The following is a 14,509-nucleotide window of genomic DNA, read 5'->3' as shown; positions in this document are numbered from 1 at the left end:
TTTTTTAGGACTTGCTTACATTAAAGTGAGAGATCAATTCCTGTAATTCCTCAGACATGCTGTTCAAACGGGTGGAAGAATCAACAAGGGTGGACAGGGAAGCCTTCTGGTCATCGACAGAAGCGGCAATACGCTCACTGCTTTCTGCTGTTTTGCTAACGCTGGCAGACAGATCATCTGCGGTAGCAGTCATTTCCTCTGTACTTGCAGAAATTTCTTCTGTAGCACTGGAAACTTCCTGAATCTGATTCGATACTTTCTTCGCAGCTTCCAGAATATCTTCAAACAACTTTCCTGTCTGATCTGCAACGTCAAGTCCGGTATCGACTTCTGCCGTACCTTTTTCCATTGCGCGGACAGCTTGTTTGATCTCGGTTTGAATCTCGTCAATCAATACGGCGATCTGGCTTGTGGATTGTTCGGATTGTTCCGCAAGCTTACGAACTTCACCAGCAACAACGGCAAATCCTCGGCCCTCTTCACCAACACGAGCTGCCTCAATGGATGCATTCAACGCAAGCAGGTTGGTTTGGCTGGAAATGCCGGAGATGATGTTCAGGATATCTCCGATTTCCTGCGAACGACTCTCCAGAACCTGGATTGCTGAAGCCGTATTCTTCACGGATTCCGTAATCAGTGTCATTTGCTGAGACACTTGGCGTACAACCGTGTTACCCTGTTGGGAACGGCGTTCCATTTCATAAGCTTCATCTGCTACATTAGCGGAACTGCTGGCAATCGTTTGAATGACAGTCGCCATTTCGGCCATGGCACGGGCACTATCGAGACTTGCCTGTTCCTGTCCACGGATGTTGGAAGTGATTTGCGTTACATTGCTGTTGATGGAATCGGCGTTCTCGCTGTTTTTCTCAGATACCTCATACAGCTCTTTGGCTGATTGGTTAACCTCTTGAGAGGTGATTTGCACTTTAACGATTGTGTCATTGATTTTGCGAACCATCGTGTTGAACTTCTCGTTTACAAGTCCGAGGTCGTCTTTTCCTGTCGGAATGTTGACATTCAAATTACCCCGGCTAACGTCATCGATACCTTTGATCAGGTGACGAATTGGGGATAGCGTATTTTTAACTACTAGGTATTGGATAATCAGGAACAACAGAAGGAAAGCAACCAGAATGATGATACCGTTTTTAAGCAGTGATTTCAGTCCGGCAGGTACTGCTGTTGCATCTGCATCGACTGCAAAGTAAGAGAAGATTTTGCCGTTGCTGTCCTTGATCGGATAAGCAATGGTTGTCCATGTGCCAAAATCATCTGAATAGAAAGTCGTGAAGGTTGGACGGTCCGTATTAAGCATTTCTTTGAGTGCATTCGCCACAACAACAGGTTGTTCATACATGTCGCCAATATTAACATTATCGCTCTGGAATGCTTCTCTCAGATTGGTCGGCATGGCTACGAGAGAAGTTTCTCTTTTCGTATCTCCGCCTAGCTCTACACCAAAGATATAGGCTTGGGCGATATTCGGGTAGTATTCTTGCATTTCATCGAAATAAGCACGTAACTGGGTTTGCACTTTTCCATCATAGCTGCCTTCAGCAATAGCTGCCTCTACGTCGGCTGGGTTGATTCCCTCTGCCCACTTTTTAGTGATTTGTTCTACTTGTCCATGCAGCTGGTCTACGAGAACCGTCTTTTGGAAGTAATAGCTGCTCGCAATAAGTGCAACCCCGATAATAATGATGTTGGTGAATGAAAGTAATAAGTTTTTCGAGAAAAAGGACATGCTTTTCCAACTAAATGATTTCACTAAATTCCACTCCTGATCTTCTTGTAATTAACAAACCTTTTATTTGCTTGCATGAATGCAGCCAATCAAGTCATTTGTTGATCCCCCTCCAGAGCTTATGTATGCGACCATGGTCTTGGGTTCGCAGTCTTAATGCAGAGACTTTTGTACCTCATAATCCATAGGTGTCTAATTATTAAAACACATCTATACTTAATATGTCGTATGAAATGTTGTTAAATTGAATAGTTTTGTTAAAACTTTTTTAATAATTTACATATTTGCGGACATACCACTTATTACATAGGTATTTAGAACTGTTTATTTGGAGGGATTTCCATTTTCTAGTCTCCGTCTTTATTTTATAACAGGATGATACAAAAAACACCTTTAAAACTTGAGAATGACTCCAGACTTGAAAATTATTGTAATGAGCAGGAACGGCCTTTTGTCAATTAAGGGAAACGTAGTATGCCGGATTTCTTATACCATTTTAACTAACCATAAACTTACATAGCAGGAAATGGAGAAATCCGGGATTTGTCGTTAGATCAAATTTCCTGCTGCATGGCATTCGGCATGGATATACATCGGAAGCGGTTTTATCTATAATAAAGACAGTGTGCATTTTTCAAATCATAAGCAGGCGGGGGTTTATTTTAGATGAATCTGAAAAAAATTGCAGCAGAGCGGGCGGCAGAATACATTCAAGACGGCATGAAGGTTGGACTCGGAACAGGCTCGACGGCATATTTTGCGATATGCAGACTGGGAGAGCGTGTACGCGAGGGGCTGCAAATCCAGGCTGTGGCGACTTCGGAAGCTTCGGACAAGCTGGCTCGCGAGTGGGGAATTCCGATCATCCCATTCGACCAGATTGGAAGGCTGGATATTACGATTGATGGTGCAGATGAGGTCGATCCTGATTTCAATCTGATCAAGGGCGGCGGCGGAGCTCTTTTACGTGAAAAAATCGTGGCGGCTAACAGTGATAAACTCATCATAGTTGCTGATGGGAGCAAGGCGGTTCAACAGTTGGGTCAGTTTCCACTGCCGGTAGAAGTGGTTCCTTTTGCATCGGAATGGACCTTCCAGGCGCTGGAGAAGCTGGGCTGCCGACCAGAATGGCGTATGAATGAAGATGAGCGCTACCTTACGGACAACGGAAACCTGATTGCGGATTGCCGGATGGAATCCATCGTCAACGTGGCTGAGCTCAACGTACAACTCAACATGCTGCCAGGCGTAGTCGATAACGGTTTGTTCGTTGACATGGCCGATACGGTGATTCTGGCCAAAGATGACGGTAGTATTGATGAGCGCCATCGTTCCTAAGATCGATCAAATGACCCTAGGATACATGTGCTTGGCTTATTGATTGTAATGCCTTGTTTTGAGAAGTGCTGTGTGAGGGATGAAAACGCTGCTTGGCATCGAAGCGCAGCCTGAATTTGCAAACCATTGACGGAGGATTATGGAAATGCCGAATACGGAGGACAATCGGGAACTATCATTGCAATTATTCGTGGTTCTCGCCCGAGCATACAATTCTGTTACATCAAGGTCCAATCGTGACATCCAGAGTCATGGACTGAATACGACAGAATTCGGGGTACTGGATTTGTTATATCATAAGGGCCCGCAAGCCTTGCAAAAAATCGGAGAGAAAGTGCTAATGTCCAGCGGGAATATAACCTATGTAGTGGATAAGCTGCAAAACAAGGATTTGCTGTTTAGACGTGCATCCAAGGAAGACCGCCGAGTTATTTACGCGGAATTGACGGAAAAGGGAAGAAATCTATTCACCCAAATATTCCCTGGACATCATCAGGTTATCATCGATGCGATGGAAGGTTTAGAGCCATCGGAAAAAGCGGATGCCATTCGCCTATTGAAGAAGCTAGGACTAGCTGCTGAAGGAAAAACCGACTTGCGTTCATAACGCAGGCCGGTTTTTTTGTGTGAAAAAAAGGGGCATGAACTGGCTAGATGACTTGCAGGAATGCTCATAATATAGGAAAATTGTTCTAATATGCAGCTCCAAATGAAATGTTTCTCCCTGGAGTTCATGTATAATAATAAAAGCATTTCCCGATCAATAGCTGATTGAAATCGAATCGACTCTTATCGTGGATATTTCATGATGGTTGATACGATTCACAGCAAGAGGAGGGATAACGTAATGACCCATCAGGAAGCTGGGGAACGCTTGCTGAAAGCAGCAGGTGGGCTGGCTGATAAAATAACGGAGAAGCAGTATACGCTGCAACCTGAGTTGCTTGAACGTTTTGGTGAAAATGGCAGAATGCGGACTCAACAGGATTCGCAATATAGCTTGAATTATCTGGCTGAGAGCGTTCTGGTTAAGAGTCCTAACCTGTTTACTCATTATATATCTTGGCTCAAAACGCTACTGGCAGGTTATCACGTTTCGGCGGATGATCTGGCCATTAATTTAAATCTAATTAAAGAGACGTTGGAAGAAGAGTTTGATGATGCATCCAAGTCACTTGTTCTAGATTATCTGGAAATGGGAATCTATCAAACCCAGCATCATGACGTAGCACAAGGATTCGTTAACGAATCTTTTCCATATGGCCATGCTGCCAAATCTTATTTGCAGGCCCTTCTGGATAGCAGACGCCAAGAAGCTTTTGGCATTATTGAAGCCGAGCTGGAAAGCGGAGCAAGCATTCGTGATATTTATCGTTATATTTTTCAACCCACTCAATATGAAATAGGCCGATTGTGGCAGCTTAGCCAGATCAGTGTCGCTCAGGAGCACTTTTGTACGGCAGCCACACAGGCTATTATCTCGCGGCTATATCCCCGCTGGTTAATCCATGAGCCACAGCAGAAAAAGCTGGTTGCAGCCTGTGTAGGCAGTGAGCAGCATGAGATCGGTTTGCGTATGCTTGCTGACGTGTTTGAGATGGAAGGTTGGGATACGTATTATCTGGGGGCAAATGTTCCGAATGGCAGCCTGCTTGAGGCGATCGAGCGCCATCAGGGAGATGTGGTGGCTATTTCGGTAACGATGACATTTCATCTTCATCTTGCCAAAGAACTTATCCAAATGATTCGTAATCACCCGGCTACCTCGCATGTGAAAATCATGGTAGGAGGTTATCCATTCAACATTGATCCGGAGTTATGGAGGACCGTTGGGGCAGATGGTTATGCTCCCGGAGCTGATGAGGCTGTTGCCGTCGCAGAAAGTCTGCTGGCTCAGCAATCTGCCAACTGCAACGTTGGTATGATTCGCGAATAGAGAGGAATGACGCAATGTCTAATGAAGCTGGAGAGATCGAAAAGCTGCGTAAAACGATTGAGCATTTATCTGATCAGATTATTCGCAGTAAGGAACAGGAAGAGCGAATTCTTGGTGAATTCTCCGAAATGAACAATGAACTGGTGACGCTTCAGCGTCTGCTTGCTAAAAATAACGCAAGTCTGGATGCCGCTCGGAAAGAAGCAGTATCCGCAGGGGAATCCAAGAGTTCATTTATAGCCGTAATCAGCCATGATTTCCGTACACCCTTAAATGGAATATTAGGCATGGCTGAACTTCTGCAGCATTCTTCCCTGTCCGAAGAACAGCAGCATTCGGTTCAAGTGATTCAAGAAGCAGCGAGACTTCTGCTGAAGCTGATTCAGGACCTTCTGGACTTTTCCAAACTGGAAGCAGGTCAGATGCGTCTAGAAATGGGAGATGTCGAACTGGAGCCTACGTTTAACTACATCGTTCGTTTGCTGGAGCCCAAGGTGATCCAAAATGGGAACAAACTGGCCGTGGAATGTGATTCCCGAATTTCCGGGGTTCTTGAGGGAGACTCCACACGAATTACACAGGTTCTGATGAACCTGATTCAAAATGCCAACAAATTTACAAAAGAAGGGTCAATACGTATTCAAGCTGACCTGGTTCGGGAAGATGAGAACTCTCAATGGATCCGATTTGAGGTAAAGGATACGGGAATCGGAATCGCGGAAGAAGATCAGAAAACCTTGTTCCAACCCTACGTTCAAACGGAAAAAGGCCGTTCCAAGGAATATGAAGGAACAGGCCTGGGGTTATCCATATGCCAGTCTCTTGTGGGGTTAATGGGGGGGCAGATAGGAGTCATTAGTCAAGAGGGCCAGGGCTCTACATTCTGGTTTGAAATTCCAATGGGACGCAAGACAGAACATGTAAAAACCACAGTCCCGACGGGACAAGATACATTACATGATTCGGACGCCTTACTACAGGAACCCTATTCTCGGCCAATCCTGTTGGCTGATGATAATCTGATTAACCGTCAGGTTGTTTTGATGCAACTTAAGAAACTTGGGATCACCGAGGTCGATTCGGTTTCCAACGGAGAAGAGGCTGTTGCGGCCTTTCTTAGCAAGAGGTATGGAATCATACTGATGGATAACATGATGCCGGTTATGGATGGACTTGAGGCAACACGCAAAATAAGAGCCATGGAGCAGGACGAAATGCGTCATGCCATTCCAATAATTGCGATGACAGGCAACGTCATGGATGGAGAGAAGGAGAAATGCCTTGAAGCTGGAATGAATGATTTCATTGGCAAGCCATTTACATTGGAATCCTTAAAAAATGTAATTCAAAAATGGCAGCATCCCCCGGAATTCCGGGAAGTGCTGAATATGAGCATCGTAAATGAGATCGGCGAACTGAACAGTGATGGCGAAGAGACGATACTTGAGATGCTGCTGGGCATGTATCGTAACGAAACTCCTGGAAAAATTGAGGTGCTTCGCAGGTACGTTGTCTCCGGAGATCATATTGCTGCTGCTGAATGTGCCCATGATCTGAAGTCCGGCAGCTTGAGTCTCGGAATAGAATATTGTTCAACGCTTTTTGCCAGAATTGAACAGCTTGCCAAAACAGGTCAAGTGAGGAAGGCTGAGCCATTTCTGGGTGAATTGATGCCAGCATATCAGGAGGCCTGTGAAGCTTTGGAGAAAGTCATCATTTAAGGGTTTGCTGTCTTAACGAAATAGGTTAGGGCAGCAAGCCTGTTTTTTCGTCCGAAAACGAGTGTACATAAGAACATGTATCCTTAACTGTGTTAGGGGTAGAAGATCTGGAGAGGGAGAGAAAAACATTCATGTTAATATACGGGATTACCGCACTTATTCTGGTCATTCTTATTTCGACTTGGATCGGAGGACTATACTTTTTCAAAACGGCTATTCGCCGAGCGCCAAAACCATTTCTAATCGACAATCCGAATCTAATGCCTGAACCGGATAATGAATTGATCAGCAGTGCATCAGACCTGGAGTGGTTGGACACGCAGGATGGCGAAATAGTAAGCATCACGTCTCACGATGGGTTGAAATTGCAGGGAATATGGTTGGCTTCAACTGGGGAGTCGAGTCAGACGGTAATTCTGGCGCACGGGTATTCCGGGAGAGGCAGAGAAATGGCCGGATTTGCAAGGTACTATGCAGAGAAAAGAGGCTGTAACGTACTCATGCCTGATGATCGCGCTCATGGTCACAGTGAAGGAGACGTCATCGGATTCGGCTGGCTGGATCGGAAGGATTACGTCGATTGGGTCCATTGGGTGATCAACAAGGTGGGAAACCAGACAGACATTGTGCTGCATGGCATCTCCATGGGCGGTGCAACGGTTCTTATGACAGGCGGGGAGTCTCTGCCGGATCAGGTAAAAGCCATCGTGTCAGACTGCTCCTATACATCGGTGAAGGATGAGCTTACGTTTCAGCTTAAACAATTGTACAAATTACCGCCCTTTCCATTTATCCCTGTGACGAGTCTGATCTCCAGATGGAAGGCAGGGTATTCCTTCGAGGAAGCATCGGCCCTCAAACAGCTCGCCAAGGTGCAGGTTCCCGTTCTATTTATTCATGGAGAGGCAGATACCTTTGTCCCGACGGAGATGGTGTATCGGCTTTATGAAGCTTGTCCTACGGAGAAAGAACTGCTGACCATTCCCCGTGCAGGGCACGGTACAGCTTTTCAAGTGGATCGTGTGCGTTACTTGGAAGTCCTTGATGCCTTCCTGAACAAGGTAACGATGCAGAGCGCGAATTAAATTTTTAATATCGTGGGTAGTTAAAAGTAGGTGCTTATAACAAGGAGGTGCAGCATGCCGCGTTTACGAAGAGTTTGTTCTTACTGTCAACAGGAAATGGGAGAAGACGAGTTCAAATGCAAAGCATGTGGCAATCTGGTTGAAATGAAGACCGTTCCTGCGGAGACTACACAAATGGAAGAATACGAGGAGGGTTTATTGGATCGTTACTCCATAGGTCTGCTAATTCTAATTGCGATTCTTCTTCCACCGATAGCGATTGCCATTGGCGGGGTAATGTTATTTAATGACGATCCTTACAAAAGGGACACCGGGAAGATGCTTGTCACAGGTGCCCTGCTCGTGTTAATCATTTGGGCCATCATTCTAATTTCGATCTCAGGAACGCTGACAATCCAATTCTAGTTTATTACGGGGGTGCCATTCATGGGAAATGAACAATTCGAAGCAGCGCGCAAAGCGGAGGCAGGCTACCATTCGAACTTTTATCAGAATAATGAGCTATTTGAAGCCGGAACGTGGATGGCTAGACCGATGCCAATGGTAATGGAGATGCTGGAACGTTTGCTTGCACACAAATCGGAACTGCAAGTGCTTGATCTGGGATGCGGAGTAGGGCGACACACCATTCCAATTGCACAGCGTCTGCAGCAAACGAACAGCGAGGTTATTGGTGTGGATCTGCTGGACGAAGCAGTTGAAGGACTTCGGAAATATGCGAAGAAATATCAGGTTGATCATATGGTAAAAGCCGTGAAAGCAGACGTGGAGCATTATGATATCCGGCCGAATACTTTTGATTTTATTGCAGCTTGTTCCTGCCTGGAGCACGTATCCGATGAAAATGCTTTTCTGGAAGCACTAAGTCGTCTTCAGGCAGGGACACGCACAGGTGGGATTCATTGCATCACGATGAGTACAAGTGTAGAGGAGCAGGAGATTAGCACTGGACGGCGAATTGAGCCTTTGATCGAACTAAATCTGTCAACAGCCAAGGCCACCGAATTGCTTGAAGAGTCATATGCAGGATGGAATATCCTGCTTCAGGAACACGTAACTCAGACCATTGAAGAAGAAAAGTACGATGAACCGACACAGTTCCGCTGCGAATTGCTTCGTTTTGCCGTACAGAAGCAATAGCAGAACCTGCCGGGAAGTATGAGGTTATGCAGCCCGGCAGTTCTGTTTTCTATGACATAAGGAAACGTCGTTAATACAGTCTATTATCAGAGTATGGGGGATACGATGAATACATATGTGGTAGGCATTGATGGTGGCGGAAGCCATACAAGAGTGGCCGTAGCCGATGGAGATGGACAACTGTTGTCCTATGTGGAAAAGGGAGGTTGTAATCGTTATCACGATTTCAATGCTGAGCAGCATGTGCTCGGAGGCATTACAGAAGCGCTGGAGCAGGCTGGCATTAAGGGAGAACAGGTGGCTGCCATTCAATCCGGTATGGCAGGTCTGGACCGGGAAGAAGAATTCGCCTGGGCCGAGGGTGTTCTTGCCAAAACGGGCATCCTTGGGAGGAGAAGTGCGGTGAACGATACACATATTGCTCATACAGCTGCTTTTAACGGTAGGCCTGGAATTGTGGCAATTGGAGGCACAGGGTCTTTGATCCTTGCCAGGACGGAGCAGGAAATCTGGCTCCGAAACGACCAATTTGGGCACTATGCACCGACGGCAGCGCGTTTTCTGTCATACGATACCGTGCATTCAATTCTGGCAGGCCGATATGAGGCAGAGGATCATTCCTTTATTGAACAGATTCTTGCATATTGGAATGTGCGTTCAGTGCCGGAGCTCGCAGCGCTTGGAGCCGCAGGGTTTACTGATGATAAACAGGCGATGAACCGCAAATTCAGTCAAATGGCACCCTTGGTGACGGAAGCAGCAATTCAGCAAATTCCACTTGCGATGAGGGTATGTGACTCGGCAGCAGATACAGCTGTTGTAGGTATTCTTATGCTGGCAAGCTGTTTTCAATCTAAACAGGTCACTTACACACTGACTGGAAGCTGCTTGACCTCATCTTATATGAAGGCTGCCGTTCAGAAAGGGTTAGGTCAAAACCATCCATCTACAAGTAGAGAGTTCGTTTACATAACCAGCAAGCTGCCTGCCGTTGGCGGCGCAATCTTGGATGCTTATCAATTGGCTGGTATTAAGGTGAATCAGGATACTCTCAATGCGCTTCAGAGTCAGTTACAAGGGTATGAGACTTGAACTTTGACAGGCTAACGACTACAATACGATAACGGAATTAAGCAAGTCATAGGAGGAATATAAGAGTGTTGATTAATCTAAAATCACGCATACAGGAGCCGGAAGTGCAGGAATTGCTGTCCTACTCGGTTTTTCCGGACCCGGAGCAAGTCGGTCAAGCGCTGCAACAATATGTGAATAAGGACGAGCTTCTGCTGGATGGATATGAGGATGAGGGACAGTTAGTTGGCTTGGTTGGGTATGAGAAAACGGGGAACAGCGAGATTACCATCCAACATATTGCGGTATTACCGGAGAACCGTTTCAAAAACTATGGCCGTGGCATGATTGCACAGCTGCTGGAGAAGTATAATCCGGACAAGCTCATCGCGGAAACGGACCAGGAAGCTGTGGAATTTTATCGTAATACTGGCTTTGTCGTATACAGCCTGGGTGAGTTATATCCAGGTGTCGAACGATTCCGTTGTGTACTTGAAAAAGACGAGGATGCAATCGAAGAATAGATGATGGATTACCATAATCATGGTGACCTTCGTAATGTAACAAAACAAGGAAACAGGGCGTGAGACTTGGCCGGGAGCTAAGCCTTACGCCCTGTTTTTTTGTCGTGAAAACACAAAATAACAGGAATAAAGTATTGCTTTGCATTATAGTTTCAATATAGAATAGTTTCATTGAAGAATAGTTCGATAAGTGAACTATATGGACAGAAAGGACAGAAAGGAGAATAAACATGAATACACCGGATGCCAAAAGTTTGGTGAACCGTTATCTGGATGCATCGTTCCTGGTATCCAAACAGTTTGATACGCGAATCCGTGAAAAGGTGGGGCAGACCATGACAACAGACCAGTTCTGTGCTCTCCGTTTGATTGAAGAGAAACCATCCTGCACACCATCTGATCTGTCAGAGCTCCTCTGCGTCGGAAAAAGCAGCATCACGGCACTGGTTAACAAGCTGGTTGATCGGGATCTGGTCCATCGGGCCGGAGATGAGCGGGATCGCAGAGTGGTATATCTGACATTGACAGATACTGGCCGTCAGGTATACCGCGAGACAGAACGGGAAATACAGCAGCTTCTTGAGCCGTACCTGGTTCATTTTAAGCCGGAAGAAGTACAGAATTTTATTGAATCCTTTGAGAAGTTGGCGACCTTGCTAACGAATGAGGGAGGACAGGAGAGCGAATGAGAACGATTCTGAAAGCAAGATGGTGGTTGATGGGGTTATGGGTTGTTGTAGCCGCCGTATTGATGTTCACAGCCCCCAACATGAGTGAACTAATTCGGGAAAAAGGACAGTTTTCGGTCCCGGAAGGGTACTCCTCCACCCAGGCAGCTGCCATCCTCGATGAAGCTGCTGCACAAAAAGGCGAACAGCAGGGCAGTCAGCTGGCACTTGTTTTTTATAACCCAGATGGTTTGGGTACGGTAGGCAAACAAGAGGCTGAGAAGGCTGTAAAGCAGCTGGAGTCGAAGAAAGAAGAACTCGGCATTTTGTCCATCTTGGAGCCTTTCTCCCAGCCAGAACTGTCAGACAAAATGATCTCTGCTGATGGAAAGACGATCCTGACGTCCCTGTCTATCGATCAGGGAGATCGTACTGTCAAGGAAATGCGTGAGGATCTTAATGAAACGCTGGACTCGGTCAATGTGGAAAACTACATAACCGGTAAAGGATTAATCGATGAAGATACGGTAGAGAGTTCCCAGGAGGGACTCAAGAAATCGGAGTATATTACGGTTGTATTTATTTTGCTCATATTGTTCCTTGTATTCCGTTCGTTTGTAGCTCCATTTGTCCCTCTGCTTACCGTGGGTATCAGCTATATTGTATCGCAGCAGATTGTTGCATTCCTGGTCGATGGGGTGGATTTCCCGATCTCGACCTTTACGCAGATTTTCATGGTTGCCGTCATGTTCGGGATTGGTACCGATTACTGTATCCTGCTCATCAGCCGATTCAAGGAAGAATTGGCCCATCATGAAACGACGTGGGAAGCGATTATTGCAACCTATCGGACAGCAGGCAAAACGGTATTCTTCTCTGCTCTTGCCGTGCTGGTTGGTTTTGTCGCCATCGGTTTTGCACAGTTTATGCTGTACCGTTCCGCAGTGGCAGTCGCAGTCGGCATTGCCGTAATGATGCTCGCTCTGGTTACCATTGTTCCGTTCTTCATGGCGGTGCTGGGCAAGAAGCTGTTCTGGCCTTCCAAAGGTTCACTCGAACATGCGGAGAGCAAGATCTATGGAGCAGCGGGTCACTTCTCGCTAAAACGTCCATGGGCTGCGCTGCTTATTGTTGCAGCTGTCTGCGTGCCGCTTCTGGCCACGTACGATGGGAAATTATCGTTTAACAGCTTGGATGAGATCGGTGAGAAGTATGATTCGGTAAAAGCGTTCAACATTATCTCGGAAAGCTTTGGTCCGGGTGAATCCCTGCCGGGTCAGATTGTGATCCAAAATCATGAACCGATGGACAATGCCAAATATATGGCCGTAGCCGAGAAAATCAGTCGCGAAGTGGAGAAGGTGCCGGGAATCTCCGGGGTACGCAGCATGACACGTCCGACTGGTGACGAGGTCAAGGATTTCGAAGTCACTCAGCAAGTGGGGACTTTATCGGACGGACTCGGTGAAGGCAAGACGGGTCTGGATAAAATTCGTGATGGTCTTAGCGAAGCCAGCAGTCAATTAAGTAAGAACGAACCTCAGATCAAAGAAGCTGCAAATGGTGCCGGAGAACTGAGCAAAGGTACGTCCCAGCTGCAATCGGGAATTAGCCAGTTGTCCGAAGGTCTTCAGCAGATTGAGCAAGGAATTCGTGACGGCTCGGCCGGTGCTGGTGATTTGCAAGCAGGACTGCAGCAGGCGAAAACAAGTGCTGACCAGCTAGCTCAGGCGAGTAATCAGCTGCTTGACGCTTACCGTCAGGCTGGTGCAGGCGTAGCTGCGCTTGGCGAGGGTACCGGGGAAATTCAGCAGCAGCTGACAGGCATATCTACGGCGCTGACCAGTCTGAATGAATCATTTGCAGCGCTTGAAGAAAGATACCCTGAACTGCTGCAGGACGCAGACTATCTGCGGGTCAAAGGTACACTTGGGGAAACGGGAACAGGTACAGCCCAGCTTGCCCAGGCACTAGGACAGATTCAAAGCAATCTGAGTCAAGCTGCTGCAGGGATCAACCAGGCTAACGAAGGCTTCACTTCCGCTGCATCTGGACAACAGGCTCTGGCTAGTGGGCTGGGTCAGATTGTAACGGGAATAGGACAGCTTGAAGCCGGGCTGAAGCAGGCAGCAGATGGTCAAGGTAAAGTGATCAGTGAGATTCCTTCCATCCAGGATGGACTCAGCCAGCTTCAGGGTGGTCAGGAGAAAATTAGCCAAGGCTTCTCGGACCTCAGTGGTCAGCTGACCCAATTAACAGATGGTTTGAATCAGAGTGTGGATGGAATTGCGCAGGTGTCCGGTGGTCTTGATTCCGCACAGGATTATTTGACACAGCTGCAGAATTCACCGGATTCCGATCTGGCCGGCTGGTATGTACCTGAAGAAGCGTTGAGCAACAAAGACTTTGCACAGGTATTCGATACGTATCTGTCCCAGGATCGGAAGACCATGACGATAGATGTTATTTTCGCTGAAAATCCGTACGGTATTGAAGCGATTGATCGCGTACCGGATATCGAAGCTGCGGTTCACCGTGCGGTACAGGGTAGTGCGCTGGAAAAAGCAGACATTGCTGTTGGCGGGGTAACCAGCACGTTTGCTGATTTACAGGAGATCTCCAACAACGACTACACACGCACGGTTATGCTCATGCTTGCAGGCACATTTATCGTTCTTGTCCTGCTTCTGAGATCCGTGATCATGCCGATATATTTGATCGTTTCCCTGCTGCTGGCCTATTTCACATCCATGGCTCTAACCGAGGCGATATTCGTGAATATCCTTGGTTTTGCGGGCATCAGCTGGGTTACGCCATTCTTCGGATTCGTAATGCTGATTGCGCTTGGTGTGGATTACAGTATCTTCCTGATGGATAGATTCAATGAAAATAAAGGCATGAGCGTTCAGGATGCAATGCTGTATGCCATGAAAAACATGGGTACGGTGATTCTGTCAGCAGCCGTTATTCTGAGCGGAACCTTTGCTGCCATGTATCCATCCGGAGTTCTCTCCATGATGCAGATTGCTACCGTTGTTCTTAGTGGTTTGGTTCTGTATTCATTGCTGTTCCTGCCGTTCTTCGTGCCTGTCATGGTGAAGATGTTCGGCCGGGCCAACTGGTGGCCTTTCCCTAATAAGGATCAGAATGATTCAGCGGATTCGGACCGTACGATGAGCATGTAGTTAAAATCATATAAAGCCCCTACGAAATATGAAAATTTTCGTAGGGGCTTTTCATTTTGAGGAAATATGTGCATGTCGTAAAAAATAAAGGTAT

12 protein-coding genes are annotated in these 14,509 nt (G+C 46.7%); 11 read left to right on the top strand and 1 reads right to left on the bottom strand.

Features of this window, described 5'->3' with window-relative positions:
- Positions 1-4: 4 nt before the first annotated feature.
- The gene (locus ABIC22_RS28735; RefSeq protein ID WP_354486137.1) at positions 5-1,747 is read right to left on the bottom strand and encodes a methyl-accepting chemotaxis protein; all 1,743 of its coding nucleotides are present in this window, start codon (positions 1,745-1,747) and stop codon (positions 5-7) included.
- A gap of 666 nt (positions 1,748-2,413) precedes the next feature.
- On the opposite strand from ABIC22_RS28735, the gene rpiA reads away from it, so the two are divergent.
- The 11 genes from rpiA to ABIC22_RS28680 all read left to right on the top strand — a co-directional run bounded on the left by rpiA (position 2,414) and on the right by ABIC22_RS28680 (position 14,415).
- A complete protein-coding gene (rpiA, locus tag ABIC22_RS28730; protein WP_095358753.1) occupies positions 2,414-3,085 on the top strand; it encodes a ribose-5-phosphate isomerase RpiA in 672 nt (223 codons plus the stop codon).
- Between the two features lie 145 nt (positions 3,086-3,230).
- On the top strand, positions 3,231-3,692 hold the full coding sequence (locus tag ABIC22_RS28725; protein WP_127536334.1) for a MarR family winged helix-turn-helix transcriptional regulator: 462 nt from the start codon (positions 3,231-3,233) through the stop codon (positions 3,690-3,692).
- Positions 3,693-3,932: 240 nt separating this feature from the next.
- Complete coding sequence (locus tag ABIC22_RS28720) at positions 3,933-5,021, top strand: cobalamin B12-binding domain-containing protein (protein WP_354485498.1); 1,089 nt, start codon at positions 3,933-3,935, stop codon at positions 5,019-5,021.
- Positions 5,022-5,035: 14 nt separating this feature from the next.
- On the top strand, positions 5,036-6,742 hold the full coding sequence (locus tag ABIC22_RS28715) for a hybrid sensor histidine kinase/response regulator (protein ID WP_354485496.1): 1,707 nt from the start codon (positions 5,036-5,038) through the stop codon (positions 6,740-6,742).
- 131 nt (positions 6,743-6,873) lie between these two features.
- On the top strand, positions 6,874-7,827 hold the full coding sequence (locus tag ABIC22_RS28710) for an alpha/beta hydrolase (protein ID WP_354485494.1): 954 nt from the start codon (positions 6,874-6,876) through the stop codon (positions 7,825-7,827).
- A gap of 54 nt (positions 7,828-7,881) precedes the next feature.
- Positions 7,882-8,232 carry a hypothetical protein gene (locus tag ABIC22_RS28705; RefSeq protein ID WP_354485491.1) on the top strand — a complete coding sequence of 117 codons (351 nt, stop codon included), beginning with the start codon at positions 7,882-7,884 and terminating at the stop codon, positions 8,230-8,232.
- A gap of 21 nt (positions 8,233-8,253) precedes the next feature.
- Positions 8,254-8,967 carry a class I SAM-dependent methyltransferase gene (locus ABIC22_RS28700; RefSeq protein ID WP_354485488.1) on the top strand — a complete coding sequence of 238 codons (714 nt, stop codon included), beginning with the start codon at positions 8,254-8,256 and terminating at the stop codon, positions 8,965-8,967.
- Positions 8,968-9,072: 105 nt separating this feature from the next.
- Positions 9,073-10,059 carry an N-acetylglucosamine kinase gene (locus ABIC22_RS28695; RefSeq protein WP_354485486.1) on the top strand — a complete coding sequence of 329 codons (987 nt, stop codon included), beginning with the start codon at positions 9,073-9,075 and terminating at the stop codon, positions 10,057-10,059.
- A 65-nt stretch (positions 10,060-10,124) separates the two neighbouring features.
- Complete coding sequence (locus ABIC22_RS28690; protein WP_127536324.1) at positions 10,125-10,562, top strand: GNAT family N-acetyltransferase; 438 nt, start codon at positions 10,125-10,127, stop codon at positions 10,560-10,562.
- Between the two features lie 230 nt (positions 10,563-10,792).
- Positions 10,793-11,251 carry a MarR family winged helix-turn-helix transcriptional regulator gene (locus ABIC22_RS28685; protein ID WP_127536322.1) on the top strand — a complete coding sequence of 153 codons (459 nt, stop codon included), beginning with the start codon at positions 10,793-10,795 and terminating at the stop codon, positions 11,249-11,251.
- Entirely contained in the window at positions 11,248-14,415 is a 3,168-nt protein-coding gene (locus ABIC22_RS28680; protein WP_354485482.1) for an MMPL family transporter, read from the top strand. The genes ABIC22_RS28685 and ABIC22_RS28680 overlap by 4 nt, the downstream gene beginning before the upstream one ends.
- Positions 14,416-14,509: the final 94 nt, after the last annotated feature.

The sequence above is a fragment of the Paenibacillus sp. PvP094 genome (assembly GCF_040546835.1).
In the GTDB taxonomy this organism is placed as follows: domain Bacteria; phylum Bacillota; class Bacilli; order Paenibacillales; family Paenibacillaceae; genus Paenibacillus; species Paenibacillus illinoisensis.
The sequence above is the reverse complement of the archived record's forward strand: the minus strand, read 5'-3'. Positions and strand labels throughout refer to the sequence as shown.